12 protein-coding genes are annotated in these 13,484 nt (G+C 70.1%); 8 read left to right on the plus strand and 4 right to left on the minus strand.

Annotated elements, in window-relative coordinates; genetic code table 11:
* Window positions 1-108 precede the first annotated feature (108 nt).
* Window positions 109-1,650 carry a CCA tRNA nucleotidyltransferase gene (locus LP52_RS11540; RefSeq protein ID WP_052809736.1) on the plus strand — a complete coding sequence of 514 codons (1,542 nt, stop codon included), beginning with the start codon at window positions 109-111 and terminating at the stop codon, window positions 1,648-1,650.
* A 93-nt stretch (window positions 1,651-1,743) separates the two neighbouring features.
* On the opposite strand, the gene LP52_RS11545 is transcribed toward LP52_RS11540, so the two are convergent.
* The 4 genes from LP52_RS11545 to LP52_RS11560 all read right to left on the minus strand — a co-directional run bounded on the left by LP52_RS11545 (window position 1,744) and on the right by LP52_RS11560 (window position 5,926).
* A complete protein-coding gene (locus LP52_RS11545) occupies window positions 1,744-3,048 on the minus strand; it encodes an MFS transporter (RefSeq protein WP_040273169.1) in 1,305 nt (434 codons plus the stop codon).
* Between the two features lie 159 nt (window positions 3,049-3,207).
* The gene (locus tag LP52_RS11550) at window positions 3,208-3,936 is read right to left on the minus strand and encodes a hypothetical protein (protein WP_157036307.1); all 729 of its coding nucleotides are present in this window, start codon (window positions 3,934-3,936) and stop codon (window positions 3,208-3,210) included.
* A 190-nt stretch (window positions 3,937-4,126) separates the two neighbouring features.
* Window positions 4,127-5,206 carry an inositol-3-phosphate synthase gene (locus tag LP52_RS11555; protein ID WP_040273173.1) on the minus strand — a complete coding sequence of 360 codons (1,080 nt, stop codon included), beginning with the start codon at window positions 5,204-5,206 and terminating at the stop codon, window positions 4,127-4,129.
* 90 nt (window positions 5,207-5,296) lie between these two features.
* Complete coding sequence (locus LP52_RS11560; protein WP_040273175.1) at window positions 5,297-5,926, minus strand: PadR family transcriptional regulator; 630 nt, start codon at window positions 5,924-5,926, stop codon at window positions 5,297-5,299.
* A 783-nt stretch (window positions 5,927-6,709) separates the two neighbouring features.
* On the opposite strand from LP52_RS11560, the gene LP52_RS11565 reads away from it, so the two are divergent.
* From LP52_RS11565 to LP52_RS11595, 7 genes are all read left to right on the plus strand, one after another.
* A complete protein-coding gene (locus LP52_RS11565) occupies window positions 6,710-9,259 on the plus strand; it encodes a transglycosylase domain-containing protein (protein WP_052809737.1) in 2,550 nt (849 codons plus the stop codon).
* Window positions 9,260-10,615, plus strand: a complete 1,356-nt coding sequence (locus LP52_RS11570; RefSeq protein WP_052809738.1) for a glycosyltransferase family 87 protein — start codon at window positions 9,260-9,262, stop codon at window positions 10,613-10,615.
* A gap of 90 nt (window positions 10,616-10,705) precedes the next feature.
* A complete protein-coding gene (gene rpsF / locus LP52_RS11575) occupies window positions 10,706-10,996 on the plus strand; it encodes a 30S ribosomal protein S6 (RefSeq protein ID WP_040273177.1) in 291 nt (96 codons plus the stop codon).
* A gap of 92 nt (window positions 10,997-11,088) precedes the next feature.
* Complete coding sequence (locus LP52_RS11580; protein ID WP_040273179.1) at window positions 11,089-11,637, plus strand: single-stranded DNA-binding protein; 549 nt, start codon at window positions 11,089-11,091, stop codon at window positions 11,635-11,637.
* A 109-nt stretch (window positions 11,638-11,746) separates the two neighbouring features.
* Window positions 11,747-11,983: a 30S ribosomal protein S18 gene (gene rpsR / locus LP52_RS11585; protein ID WP_040273181.1), complete on the plus strand. Its 237-nt coding sequence runs from the start codon at window positions 11,747-11,749 to the stop codon at window positions 11,981-11,983.
* A 25-nt stretch (window positions 11,984-12,008) separates the two neighbouring features.
* Complete coding sequence (gene rplI / locus LP52_RS11590; RefSeq protein WP_040273184.1) at window positions 12,009-12,455, plus strand: 50S ribosomal protein L9; 447 nt, start codon at window positions 12,009-12,011, stop codon at window positions 12,453-12,455.
* Window positions 12,456-12,636: 181 nt separating this feature from the next.
* Window positions 12,637-13,458 (plus strand): peptidoglycan recognition protein family protein, encoded by an 822-nt coding sequence (locus LP52_RS11595; RefSeq protein WP_040273186.1) that lies wholly within the window; start codon window positions 12,637-12,639, stop codon window positions 13,456-13,458.
* Window positions 13,459-13,484 lie beyond the last annotated feature (26 nt).

The raw sequence follows: 13,484 nt of genomic DNA on the forward strand, positions 1-13,484 counted from the left end.
CGGTACCGTCCAAGACCGGTCCGCGCTGCCGGCAGCGGGAGTGTCCCTATGCACAAGGGCTCCCGCCGATTCGCATGACCGGGGTGCGGCCGCCTAGTCTCTGGTGGTGTGCCGAACACAGCGTTTCCCGGTGAATCCCCCCGCGAGTCGACGGACGGGGCGGCGCCGCCTTCCCCGGGCGAGCTCACCGACCAGCAGCGGGCGGCGATAGCCGAGCTCTTCGGCTCCATCGACTCCGTACTCCAGGAGCTGGGGGAGCTCTTCCTCGAAGGCGGACACGAGCTCGCGATGGTCGGCGGTCCAGTGCGCGACGCGCTGCTCGGCCGCCGGGTCCACGATTTCGACCTCACCACCGACGCCGTTCCCCAGACCATCCTCTCCCTGGTCGAGTCCTGGGCCGACGCCGTATGGACGGTGGGCATCGACTTCGGCACCGTCGGATTGCGCAAGGGCGGCCTCCAGCTGGAGATCACCACCTACCGCAGCGAGTCCTACCAGCCCAAATCCCGCAAGCCCGAGGTCCACTACGGCACCTCGCTCCACGACGACCTGCTGCGCCGCGACTTCACGGTCAACGCCATGGCCGTGCGGCTGCCTGAGCGCGAGTTCGTCGACCCCTTCGGCGGTCTGGCCGACCTCAAGGCCGGCCGTCTGCGTACCCCCGGTAAGCCGGAGGACTCCTTCTCCGACGATCCGCTGCGGATCATGCGCGCGGTGCGCTTCGCCGCTCAGTTGGGGCTGTCCCTCGCGCCCGAGGTGCGCGAGGCCGCCTCCGGCATGGCCGACCGGCTGGCGATCGTCTCGGCCGAGCGCGTCCGCGACGAACTGACGAAGCTGATGCTCAGCGACGCCCCCCGAACGGGCGTCGAGCTGATGGTCGACCTGGGCCTCGCCGTCCACGTGCTGCCCGAGATCCCCCGCATGCAGCTGGAGATCGACGAGCACCACCGGCACAAGGACGTCTACGACCACTCGTTGACAGTGCTCGACCAGGCCATCGAGCTTGAGCGCAAGCGCGGCTTCGAGCCGGACCTCGTGCTGCGGCTGGCCGCGCTGCTGCACGACATCGGCAAGCCCAAGACCCGCGCGTTCGAGTCCGGCGGCCGCGTCACCTTCCACCACCACGAGGTCGTGGGCGCCTCCATGAGCAAGAGCCGGCTCAGCGCGCTGCGCTTCCCCAAGGACGTCGTGGCCGCCGTCGGTAAGCTGGTCGCCCTGCACCTGCGCTTCCACGGCTATGGAAAGGGCGAGTGGACCGACTCCGCGGTGCGGCGCTACGCGCGCGACGCCGGAGACCAGCTGCAGCGCCTGCACATCCTCACTCGGGCCGACTGCACCACCCGCAACCGCCGCAAGGCCACCGCGCTTGCCCGCGCCTACGACGACATCGAGCACCGGATCGAGCGCCTCGCCGAGGAGGAGGAACTCGACAAGGTCCGTCCCGACCTCGACGGCAATGAGATCCAGCAGGTCCTGGACATCAAGCCCGGCCCCATGGTCGGCAAGGCCTGGCGCTACCTCCTGGAGCTGCGCCTGGAGAACGGCCCGATGGGCAAGGAGGCCGCGGCCGAGCAACTGCGCGCCTGGGCCGAGCGTCACCTTGAGGAGACCGGCGGTAGCCCAGGCTCCGAGGGCGAGGCCGCCGAGTAGCGGGGTCTCACACGCGGCCGGCCGGGCCGATGTAGCGCCGTGCCGCCGTGTCCGCAGGCCGGTTTGTCGACAGAGCGCCCTGTCGGCACCGGTTCAACCGCCTCGGGGCGTCGGCGCCGGCTCCCCGCGGCGCAGGTTCCGTGCCCGCACGGCCCAGCAGGCGGCCATCAGTGCGTAGCCCGCCGCGAGCCCGGCGACCGCTGCGGCGCTCTCGCCGGAGCGGGGCACCGCGCCGGCGGTAAGACCGGCACCGGCGACGAAAGCCGCGTTGAACAGCATGTCGTAGATCGAGAACACCCGCCCCCGGTAGGCGTCGTCGACATGTCGCTGAACCATCGTGTCGACGCTGACCTTCGCTCCCTGCGACACCACCCCCAGTACGAACCCGGCGACGGGGAACAGGACCGGCGTGAACGGCAGCCCGAAGACCAGCAGGGCCGCGCATGCCGAACCCAGCAGCAGGGCGATCCACGTGTCGGCGGAGACGCGCGCCGTGGCCCACGGGGTCGCCGCCGCGCCGACGAAGTACCCGACTCCCGAGGCCGCCAGAGCGACGGAGAAGCCCGCGAAGCCGGCGACGCCCCCGGCGGTGAAGGTGTTGTTGTAAAGCAGCAGGGTCACCAGCGTGGCGACGCCGTAGGCGAGCCGGTGCCCGGCGATCGTGGCGAGTCCGTAGCGCGCGGGGCGTCGGCTCCAGACGTGGCGCGCGCCGTCGGCCAGTCCGACCGCCACGTTGCGCACGGCGTTGCGCACCCGGTCCGACTGCTCGCCGAGGTCGGGGCCGAGTTCGCTGCGCCCGAGAGTGAGGGCGGCGGGCGCGGCCAGCGCCATCGCCGCGCCGGCCCCCAGCAGGATGAGCGCTGTGCCCGCGTACCCATCGCCGCCCAGCAGGCGGAGTCCCGCGCCGGCGCCCGCACCCAGGAACGCGGCGAAGGTGCCGCTCGTGGGCGTCACCGCGTTGGCCATCATGAGCTTGTGCCGAGGGACCACGTGCGGCAGCGCGGCTGAGAGCGCGGCCAGCACGAAGCGGTTCACGCTGAGCACCACGAGGGCGGTGGCGAAGAAGGCGGCACCGTCGGAACCGGACCACACCAGCGCTGCGGTGCAGGCGGCGGCCAGACCCTTGGCGAGGGTGGAGACAAGTAGGACCTGTCGACGTGACCACCTGTCGATAAACACACCTGCGAAAGGGCCGACGGCCGAGAAGGGGAGGAGCAGGACGGCGAAGGCGGCGGCGACCTGGGCGGCTGTGGTGTGCTGCTCGGGGGAGAAGAAGATGTAGCCGGCCAGGCCGGCCTGGTACACGCCGTCGCCGAACTGGGAGATCAGGCGAGTGGCGAACAGGCGGCGGAACCGCGGTCCCCGGAGCACCTCACGCAGGTCGCGGTAGAAGGACACCGCCCAAGCCTACGAGGACCGCGCAGCACACGGACGCGCGGCCGCGCCTGGGCGGATGTTCCACGTGAAACGCACGACGAGCAGTGCCGGGTGGCGGCCCCGGGCGTTCCCGGGGACTCCGCCTCCGCCCCGGGGGTTGCGGGGGCGCCCCGCGCCGGACTACTGCCGGTGCAGCGTGCCCCTGGACTCGCTCTCGCTTCCGTCGGACAGTGTGCCGGTCACGGTGATGTCGAGGGAGTCCTCGCCCGCGGGCTCGATGGTGACGTCGCCGCTGTCGGCGCAGTCGGGGTCGCCGCTCACCGAGTAGCTGAACGTCAGTTGGGACTCACTGCCCTGGGCGTTGGGGATCTCCCAGGTGCAGCGGCTGTCGTCGGGTCCGTCGAGACCGTACTCCTCGGCCGAGATGGTCTCCTCGCCGACCTCGATGGTGACCGACCAGGTGCCCATGGCGTTGCCGTCGGCGTCGTACTGCTCGAGAGTCCCGTCCCAGGTGCCCTCGTAGAGGGCTTTGACGCTGCCGTCCGCCCCCTGCTGCTTGACTGAACCGGAGGAGCCGCCCGAGTCGGCGAACAGCCACCACACCCCCACTCCGCCGATCACGACGAGGATGGCGAGGCAGACGGAGATGATCACCAGGACGAGTCCGGCGTTGCCCCCGCCTTCGGGTGGGCGCCCCCCGGGAGGAGGGGGATAGGGACTGCCCGGTGTGCCCGGACTACCGCCGGGCGGCGGTCCCGGAGGCGTCCCGTAGCCGGGGCCGCCGCCACCGGGGGGCTGCTGACCGGGGTACTGCGGGCCGCGGGGGCCGCCGGGCCCCGGCGGTTGCTGCTGCCACGGCCCCTGCGGCCCCGGCTGCTGGGGCCGGCCGGGGTCCTGGGGATAGGTCATCGAGGCTCCTTGCCCTGCTCGGGCGCATCGCCCGGGTCGGCGCTTCACGGGGAACGGCCATTATGGCGCGCGAAACCGGGCACGGGACCGGGGACGGCCGACCCTGGCCCCACGGCACCGGCCGCCGCGGCGCGCCGCCCCGCGTCCGGCCCCGGCGGGACCTGAGACGAGGCGGCACCGCGGCCGCGGCTCAGCGGTCGATCTCGCCCGCGATGAACCGCTCGACCATGGTGTGCCCGTCGCTGTCGCTGTGCTGCTCGGGCGGGGACTTCATGAAGTAGGAGGAGGCCGAGAGGACGGGGCCGCCGATCCCGCGGTCCTTGGCGATCTTGGCGGCGCGGATCGCGTCGATGATGATCCCGGCGGAGTTGGGGGAGTCCCACACCTCCAGCTTGTACTCCAGGCTCACCGGCGCGTCGCCGAAGGCGCGCCCTTCCAGGCGGATGTAGGCCCACTTGCGGTCGTCGAGCCAGGGAACGTGGTCGGAGGGGCCGATGTGCACCGATCCGGCGTTGAGCTCGTGGGGGATCTGAGAGGTCACCGACCGCGTCTTGGAGACCTTCTTGGACTCCAGCCGCTCACGCTCCAGCATGTTCATGAAGTCCATGTTCCCGCCGAAGTTGAGCTGGTAAGTGCGGTCCACGACGACCCCGCGGTCCTCGAAGAGCTTGGACAGCACGCGGTGCGTTATGGTCGCGCCGATCTGGGACTTGATGTCGTCGCCCACGATCGGCACGCCCGCCTGGGAGAACTTCTCGGCCCACTCGGGGTCGGAGGCGATGAAGACCGGGAGGGCGTTGACGAAGGCCACCCCGGCGTCGATGGCGCACTGGGCGTAGAAGCGGTCGGCGTCCTCGGAACCCACGGGAAGATAGGAGACCAGCACGTCGGCACGCGCGGCCTTGAGCGCGGCGACCACGTCCACGGCGTCCTCGGTGGACTCCTCGATGGTCTCGCGGTAGTAGCGGCCCAGCCCGTCGAAGGTGGGGCCGCGGTTCACGGTCACTCCCGTGGGCGGCACGTCGCAGATCTTGATCGTGTTGTTCTCGCTCGCGCTGATCGCGTCGGCGAGGTCGTGGCCGACCTTCTTTGCGTCGACGTCGAACGCGGCGACGAACTCCACATCGCGTACGTGGTAGGAGCCGAACTGCACATGCATGAGGCCGGGCACCCGAGCCTCGGGGTCGGCATCTGAGTAGTAGTGGACGCCCTGGACGAGCGACGCCGCGCAGTTTCCGACACCGACGACGGCTACACGTACCGAACCCATTGGTCCTTGCTCCTTTTTCGTTGCTGACTCGGAATTATCGCGGCGCGCCGGGGACAACGCGCCGGTCTGCGGCGGCCGGGGCCGCCCCGGTTAGTGCCGATTGTCGGTGTGCGGCGGCGCTCCCACGCCTGGCGGGGCGCTCCCGCCGATGCTCGCATCGCTGCTCGCCGACCTCTCGGCGCACCGCCGCTCTTGGCGGATGAGGGCGTCGAGCCAGTCGATCTCGCTTTCGATGGCCGCTGCCCGATGGCGGTTCAATTCAACGGTGTAGGGGTCCTGGAGCTGTCCGCTCAGGCGTTCCCGCAGGACAGACAGCCGCTCCAGCAGCCGCGTGCGCCGACCGTCGAGGATACGCAGCCGCACTTCGGCGGCGGTGCGGCCGAACAGGGTGAAGTGCACCCCGAAGCACTCGTCGTCGGTGGCCGCCGGCGTGCTCTCGGAGAGCAGCTCGTGCAGCCGGTCCCGACCGCGCTCGGTGAGGCGGTAGACGATGCGCGAACGACGCCCCCGCGCGCCGCCGCCCTCGCCCGGCGCCGAAGACGTGACCAGATCGCGGTGCAGCATCGACTTCAGACACGGGTAGAGGGACCCATAGGAGAAGGCGTGGAAGGCGCCGAGGTCGGCGTTGAGGCGTTTGCGCAGCTCATAGCCGTGCATCGAGGCTTCCGCGAGATGCCCGAGGACGGCGAGCTCCAGCACTCGCGCCCGCCCTGCACTCATCCGCGCACCTCCTGATTCGTCGCACCTTAGAAGTCAGCCGCACGGAGGCCGGATCTGTTCCCGCCGCAGGCGTTCGGTGTGCCACCCGCCCGGCGGCGAACTCCGTTCACGGATGCGGACGTCTTGGAGCGATGGGGTCAATGTGTGCTTTATGTGCGTCTGAGTATATCGCGTCGATATAACGCAACCCCCTGTTGAGTATCTAACACCCCGGCACAGGCCGGGCTCCGCGGCCTGTGCCGAAGGAGTCCGGAACGACCTGCGGATTCGTAATCGCGGGAGTGGAGTCGGGCCCCCTGCTTCGCCGAGCGGGCGCACAAGCCCTACGCTCTTCTCCACGCACGCAGGGTGTGCGGGTGCCGCCGGAGCCGCTCCGCCGAGCGGTACGCTCCCGCGTGGGTTGTGCTATCGGGCGGCATCGCTCTACCGTGACGGGTGCTTTACCCGTGAGGCCCGATGCGCCTGTGGCCCGCCCCCGAAGACGGACCCGGCGCGCGGCGGTGGGGCCGGGGCCCGCCGTGGCCGAACGGACCGTCGCCCGACCGTGCTCCGCCACGGGATCCTTGCCTAGAGGTCGCCGAGCAGGAGGAAGCAGAGGACGAGCTTTCCGGAGGGTCGAAAACCATCCGCTGCAGTCGCGCGTCCCATTGTGTGGACGCATGAACCCCCGAAACGACTGGTGCGGTTCGATCCGCGAGCCGGATTCTCCTTCGCGCGGGGCTTATCCCCCTCCCTTACCCGAGTCGCAAGGCCGATCGGCCGCTTAACAGCAATCGAGGACGCGTGAGTACCGAAAGACGACGGAATGCCGGTGGGCGCCGCCGGGCCTCTGGCCCGGCCGACGGCGCACGCGGCAACGGCGGCAGGCGCCGGGCCGGCGGCCCGGCGGCGGACGAACGCGCCGGTGATCGGCGCGGTTCGGGCAACGACGAGGCTGCCGGCTTCTGGGACGACGACCGCCCGCGGCGCAGCCGCGCCGAGGCGGCGGCCGGACCGGACGACGGCCGCAGGCGGCGTTCCCCCGAGCCCGCCAGGCAGGGCGGAAGCCGGCGGGCCGGAGCGGGAGGCGCACGCGCCGAACCCGGACCCGGGCGCCGGGCCGCACACGGAAGCGGAGGCGGCGGCCGCCGCAAGGCCTCGCGCGACGGGTTCGACGAGAACGACGACCGCGGGCCCGTCAAGCGCTTCTTCGCCAAGGCGTGGAAGCCCGCGCTGGTGGTCTGTGCGCTGATGTTCGTCACCGGTGTCGCGGTCCTGGGCATCGCCTACGCGAAGACCCCCGACCCGCGCACCCTCGACCAGCAGGACGACGCGATCCTCGCGTCCACGAGCATCGCCTACGCCAACGGCGACGAAGCCGCGACCACGGGCGAGATCAACCGCGTGCTGGTCAAGCGCGAGGACATCCCGCCGGAAGTGGTCAACGGTGTCCTCGCCGCAGAGCAGCGCAAGTTCTACGAAGAGCCGGGCATCTCGATCACCGGCACCATGCGCGCCGTGCTGAGCGGCGGCTCCGCCGGCGGCGGTTCCACCATCACCCAGCAGATGGCGCGCAACTACTACGACACGCTGTCCCAGGAGCGCACCTACACCCGAAAGCTGCGCGAGATCCTGATCGCCATCAAGGCGGGCCAGGTCATGCACCCCGACGAGATCCTGGAGAAGTACCTCAACACGATCTACTTCGGCCGCCAGGCCTACGGGGTGCAGGCCGCCGCCCAGGCCTACTTCGGCAAGGACGTCCAGGACCTCAACGCCGCCGAGGGCGTCTACATCGGCTCCATCATCCAGATGCCCGGCAACTTCGAGAACCTCGAAGAGGGATCGGAGATGGACAAGTACCTCCGCGACCGCTGGGACTACGCCCGGGACGGCCTCGTCGAGATGCACGAGAACAACCCGGAACTGGGCATGTCCAAGGCCGAGGCCGAGAAGCTGGAGTTCCCCGAGACGGTCGCCTACAACCCCGGCCAGAACGTCACCAACCAAGAGGCCTACATCCGGCAGGCCGTGGTCAACGAACTGTCGCAGCGGTACGGGGTGGAGCCCGGGCAGGCGACCACCGGCGGCTACTCGGTCGAGACCTCGCTCGACCCCAAGCTGATGAAGCAGGCCAGCAAGGCCTTCGGCCAGACCCTGCCCGACATGCCCGATGCGACGGTGCAGCACTTGGCCTCGGTCGAGCCGCAGACGGGCGAGATCAAGGCCTTCTACGGCGGTGAGGACTTCAGCTCCGACCCCAACAACTCCCTGCGCCTCGACGCGCAGGCCGGTTCGGCCTTCAAGCCCTACGTGCTGGCGACGGGTCTCGAGCAGGGGATCGGGCTGAAGAGCACCTTCAACGGCGACTCCCCGCAGGAGTTCCCCGGTATCGCCGAGCCGATCCAGAACGACAGCAACCGGTCCTATGGCGAGGTCAACCTCATCGAGTCGACCGCCAGCTCGATCAACACCGCGTTTGTGCAGCTGGCGATCGAGACCACGCCGCAGGCGGTCGTCCAAACCGCCGGCGACGCCGGTGTCAGCGACGACCAGTTCGAGACCGCGGACATGGGCCCCAACATCGCTCTGGGCACCTACCGCGTCTCGGCCCTGGACCAGGCCGCCGGGTTCTCCACCTTCGCGAACGAAGGTGTGCACATGCCCCAGCACATGATCACCAAGGTGACCAACGCCGAAGGCGACGAACTCGAGCCCAAGGACAAGGCCAAGCTGGAGTCGGGCACCCGGGCGTTCAGCCAGGAGACCGCCGCCGACGCCACCTACGCGATGACCCAGGTCGTCGACGGCGGCGGCGGCGAATCGGCGGCGCTGCCGGACGGGCGCCCGGTGGCGGGCAAGACCGGTACCTCCAACAGCGCCAAGTCGGCGTGGTTCGTCGGCTACACCCCGCAGCTGGCCACGGCGGTGGGGCTGAGCCGCGACGACGGCGAGGCGCTTGTCATCCCCGGTGTGAACGACGTCTACGGCGGTACCACCTCCGCCAAGATCTGGAAGGCGTTCATGACCGAGGCGATGGACGGCAAGGACGTCCAGCAGTTCCCCGAACCCGTGTACTCGGGGTCCTCCGAACGCTACGGCCCCACGCCCACGCCCACGCCGAATCCGACCCCGACTCAGGAAGAGGAGCCGGAGCAGACGCAGGAGCCGGAGGAGAGCACGACTCCGTCGATCCCCGACGAGACGCCGTCGGACACCGAGAGCCCGGAGTGCCGGCCCGAGGACTGGCCCTGCCTCCCCAACGACGAGTCGCCGACCGGCGAACCGTCGACCGATCCCACTAATGAGGATGAGAATCCCCCCTTCGGCGGACTCGGCGGCGGCAACGGATAGATGACAGCGACACCCGATGCGCGGGCCGGCGGCGTCGAAGCCGCCGGCCCGCGGTATATGTTCACCGGAAGCGGGCGAATCGGGCTCTGGCTGACAGCCCTGGGCGCAGTCGGCGCGGTACTGGCCTATCTCGCCAAGTGGCAGTGTCGCTTCGGCGGCGCGTGGATCGAGGGCGGCCAGTACACCTACGGCTGCTATAGCGACGTCTTCCCGCTGTACTACCGCGACGGGCTGGGCGAGGGCGCCGTGCCCTACCTCGACGTGGCTACCGAGTACCCGGTGCTGACCGGCGGGCTGATGTTCGCCATGGCGCGATCGGTCTCCTGGATGCCCGAAGGGCTCGGCCGCGCGTTCGCCTACTTCGACCTCACCGCCGCGGTGCTCGGCGTCTGCCTGATCGTCGCCGTGGTGGGCACCGGCTACATCGCCGGCCGCGGAGGCCTCGACGGTGACCGGGACCTCCGGCCGAGCGCCGCGCTGCTCGCCGGAGGATTCGTCGCCCTGGCGCCGGCCGCGGTGCTCACCGGTCTGATCAACTGGGATCTGCTGGCCGTCGCGCTCCTGGTGAGCGGACTGGTCTGCTACTCCCGCGGGCGGATGTGGGCGGCCGGTGCGCTGATCGGGCTGGCCACGGCCGCGAAGTTCTACCCCTTCCTGCTGTTCGGCCCGCTATTCGTCCTCACGGTCCGCGAGCTGTGGCGCAAGGAGGGCGGCCCGCCGGCCGCCGACTTCCTGCGGGTGCTCGCCGGAGCCGCGGCGGCCTGGGCCGCGGTGAACCTTCCCGTCTACCTCGCGGCGCCGCACAACTGGGCGACCTTCTTCCGCTTCAGCCAGGAGCGCGGCACCGACTGGGGCTCGGTCTACTACGCCCTGGGCGGCTACGGCCTGTTCGACTCCGGCGACCTGGACCTGGTCAACGCCACGGGCACGGGCACGCTGGTGCTCGCCTGCGCGGCGATCGCGCTGCTGGGCCTGCTGGCCCGCCGGCGGCCGCCGCTTGAGCAGCTGGTGTTCCTGGTGGTGGCCGCGTTCCTGATGACCAACAAGGTGTGGTCGCCGCAGTTCGTGCTGTGGCTGGTCCCGCTGGCCGCCCTGGCCTGGCCGCGAACGGTCCGGCCCGGCGTCGCCGCAGCGGTGTTCGTCCTGTGGCAGGCGGCAGAGGTCTGCTACTTCCTCGGGATCTGGCAGCACCTGCTGTACGTCTCGCACGAGGGCGACCCGTCGTCGGCCGGGCCCTCGGAGGGCCTGCCGTTCGAGGGGTATGCGCTGGTGCTGCTGGGCCGCTTCGGCGCCGTCGCGGCGCTGTGCGCGCTGACGGTTGTGGACTGCCTGCGGACGGGCCGTCGACGGCCTTGACTCCTGGTAACCTTGGCTCCCGTCTGGCTCATTGCCCTCCTGCCATGGAGAGACCATGGCCGCAACAGTCCAGAGGAGGTACGAACGCCCATGCGTCGTTACGAAGTTATGGTCATCCTCGACCCCAGCCTCGACGAGCGTACGGTTTCCCCGTCGCTGGAGCAGTTCCTGGGAGTCGTCCGCAACGACGGCGGCACCGTCGAGAAGGTCGACGTCTGGGGGAAGCGCCGTCTTTCCTACGACATCGCCAAGAACTCCGACGGCATCTACGCGGTGATCGACCTTACGGCCGAGCCCGCAACCGTCAAGGAGCTCGACCGCCAGCTCGGCCTCACCGAGTCCGTCCTGCGCACGAAGGTCCTGCGGCCCGCAGCGCACTAGGGACCCAGCCGCATACCGCGGCCACCGGCGCCCACCGCTCGGCGTTCTTTCGTCCGCACGCCTGATCCGTCTACACCAACCGGAGCCGATCCATGGCAGGCGAAACCCAGATCACGCTCGTCGGCAATCTCGTCGACGACCCGGAGCTGCGATTCACCCCCAGCGGTGCCGCGGTCGCCAACTTCCGCGTCGCCTCGACACCGCGCATCTTCGACCGGCAGGCCGGCGAGTGGCGCGACGGCGAGTCGATGTTCCTCACCTGCTCCGTGTGGCGGCAGTACGCGGAGAACGTCGCCGAGACCCTGCAGCGCGGCATGCGTGTCATCGTGCAGGGCAGGCTCAAGCAGCGCTCCTTCGAGACGAAGGAGGGCGAGAAGCGCACCGTCTTCGAGATCGACGTCGACGAGGTCGGCCCTGCGCTGCGCAGCGCCACCGCCAAGGTGACCAAGGTGCAGCGCCAGGGCGGCCAAGGCGGCGGTTTCGGCGGTGGCGGTGGCGGTTTCGGCGGCCAGCAGGGCGGCGGAGGCTACGGCAACCAGGGGGGCGGCTTCGGCGGTTCCCAGGGCGGCCGCTCCGGCCCTCCGGCCGAGGACCCCTGGTCCACCGGCGGCGGAGGCTTCTCCGACGAGCCTCCGTTCTAGGCCGCGGTTGTGAACCACGCGGGCGCATCCGGCCCTCGGCCGCGGCGTCCGCAATCTGTCCGATTGACCATCCCCGGGGTATCCGGGGCTCTTGCAAAGGAGCACCACGATGGCGAAGCCGGCAGCGCGCAAGCCCAAGAAGAAGGTTTGCCTGTTCTGTCAGGAAAAGCTGACCTACATCGACTACAAAGACACCACGCTGCTGCGGAAGTTCATCTCCGACCGGGGCAAGATCCGTGCCCGTCGGGTGACCGGCAACTGCACGCAGCACCAGCGCGACGTCGCCACGGCGATCAAGAACGCCCGCGAGATGGCGCTGCTGCCCTACACCAGCACCGCTCGCTAACGGGGAATCCGAGGGAGGTTTTGTCGTGAAGCTGATTCTGACCCAAGAGGTCACCGGCCTCGGCGCCCCGGGCGACGTCGTCGAGGTGAAGGACGGTTACGGCCGCAACTACCTGCTGCCCCGCGGTTTCGCCATGCGGTGGACCCGCGGCGGGCAGAAGCAGATCGACTCGATCCGCCGCGCCCGGCAGGCTCGGGAGATCCGCAGCGTGGAGGACGCTCAGCAGATCGCCGAGCGTCTGAACTCGATGCGCGTGAAGCTGAACCAGCGCGCCGGCGATGGCGGTCGGCTGTTCGGCTCCGTCACCGCCAACGACGTCGCCGAGGCCGTGAAGACGGCCGGCGGCCCGGAGGTCGACAAGCGCCGGATCGAGATCCGCAACCCGATCAAGTCGGTGGGCGACCACAAGGTGCAGGTCCGTCTGCACCCTGAGGTCAGCGCCACCATCGCGGTCCAGGTCATCGGCGTCTGACCGTAGGCCACGGGCTTCAGGGCCCCGGTTCCCGTGCGGAACCGGGGCCCTTTTCGTGCGTCCGGCCGGTGTGGCGGGTGACGTCGGCGCGACACGCCAGAACCCTAGGTGACTGATTAACGACATACCGTGACTTATCTTGTCCGGTGGGGCCGCGTCTCCACGGGAAGGGTGAGGCCGTATGTCCAGTAAGGATGCGGAGAGAACCGACACCGGCGTCGCGCGCCGCACGGTGCTGCACACCGCCGCCATGGCGGCCGGGGGAGTGCTACTCGGCGGAGCGATCGACCTGGCCGCGGCGGACGAGGCCGTTGCGGGGGTGCGGCCGCGGATCTACCACCGCGGCGAGTGGAACGCCAGGAAACCCAAGAGCTGGGCCGTGGTGCGCTCGGCCCCGCCCGATCGGATCGTCGTGCACCACACCGCCACGGGCAACAGCTCCGCCCGCTCCAGAGACCACGCGTTCCGGCTGTCGAGGTCCATACAGAACTACCACATGGACAGCAACGGCTGGGCCGACATGGGCCAGCACCTCACGATCAGCCGGGGCGGCCACATCATGGAGGGCCGCAACAGGTCGCTGAAGGCGATCAGCACCGACGACCACGTGGTCGGCGCGCACACGGCCAACCACAACTCGCACACGATCGGCATCGAGAACGAGGGCTCCTACATGTCGGCGACGCCGCCGCGGGACCTGATGACCGCCCTCGTCGAGACCTGTGCGTGGCTCTGCCTGGCCTACGGGCTCGACCCGGCGAAGGCGATCGTGGGCCACCGCGATTTCAACCCCACCAGCTGCCCGGGCGACAAGCTCTACGGCATGCTGCCGGGACTGCGCAGAGACGTCCGATCGCGGCTGCGGACCCTGCAGGCGCGGGTCGTACTGCGCGACGAATCGGCGATGCCCGAGGAGCACCGGCCCACCTATCCCGACGTCCCCTCCGGCGAGCGTCGGGCGCCGTTCTACCACGGTCCCGCCGTGGGGCCCGAAGAGGCCTGAGGAAGGTACCTGAGGGCTGCGGGTCC

This window comes from Streptomonospora alba, from assembly GCF_000826685.1.
Taxonomy (GTDB): Bacteria; Actinomycetota; Actinomycetes; order Streptosporangiales; family Streptosporangiaceae; genus Streptomonospora; species Streptomonospora alba.